We start from the raw sequence: 938 nt of genomic DNA on the forward strand, positions 1-938 counted from the left end.
CGCGTCAGATTGTAGGCCAGGACCTGAAGCGCCATCTCGGTCGAGACGCGCGGCAGGGTCTTGGTCAGGAAGTGCGTGGCCCCCATCCGTGCTTTGAGCGTGCCGAAGGGATGCTCGACCGTCTCGCGCCGGACCCGCATGGCCAGCGGATCGGCGTCCAATCGGCGCTGCACCGTCTCCAGCACATCCTCATGCTCCCAGCGCGTCACCCGGCGCTCCTTGCCCGTCGTGCAGGCCGCCTTCATCGGGCAGGCCGAGCAAGCATTCGTCCAGTACCGATGCAGCGTCAGACCGTTCTCCACCGTGGTGCAGCGGTGGGGTAGCGTCTCGCCCGCCGGGCACAGGTAGACGTTCTGCGGAGGGCGGTAGAGGAAGTCCTCCTTACCGAAGCGTCCGGCGGCCTTGGCGCCCGAGGTCATCGGCCGGGGCAGCGTGACGGAGATGCCGGCGCGTTCGCAGGCTAGAATCTGTTCGCCGGAATAATAGCCCCGGTCGGCCACCGCATCGAGCGTATCCGTCTCCAGAGCCTGCTTGGCCCGCGCGGCCATTCCACTGAGCTGTGCCCGGTCCGAGCCGGCATTGGTCACTGCGTGCGAGACAATCAGATGATGCTCGGTCTCGACCGCCACCTGGACGTTGTAGCCCACCAGGCCCGACCCGCGCCCGCTGGTTGCCATCGATCGCGCGTCGGGATCGGTCAGCGAGATCTGCCGGTCGGGCGCCGCCTTCATCTGCTCCTCCAGGCCGGCCAACCGCTCCATCTCCTGCCCGAGGCGGGCGATCTTCTCCTTCAGCCGCACCACCTTGGCGGCCAGTTCCGGTGTGGGATCCTGACGATCGGCCGTGTCGAGCTGCGAGAGGTAGCGCGACACGCTCTCCTCGATCTGCTGGCGGCGCCGGTCGAGCTTTCCCTGCGTGAAGTTGCGGTCGCGGTTGTT

The 938-nt window shown here is 67.5% G+C and carries 1 protein-coding gene; it reads right to left on the reverse strand.

Going from position 1 to position 938, the window contains the following annotated elements:
* The coding region (locus FV217_RS22440; RefSeq protein WP_147821849.1) for a transposase at nucleotides 1-938 on the reverse strand (938 nt) is incomplete at both ends.

Source organism: Methylobacterium sp. WL9, from assembly GCF_008040035.1.
Classification (GTDB): Bacteria; Pseudomonadota; Alphaproteobacteria; order Rhizobiales; family Beijerinckiaceae; genus Methylobacterium; species Methylobacterium thuringiense.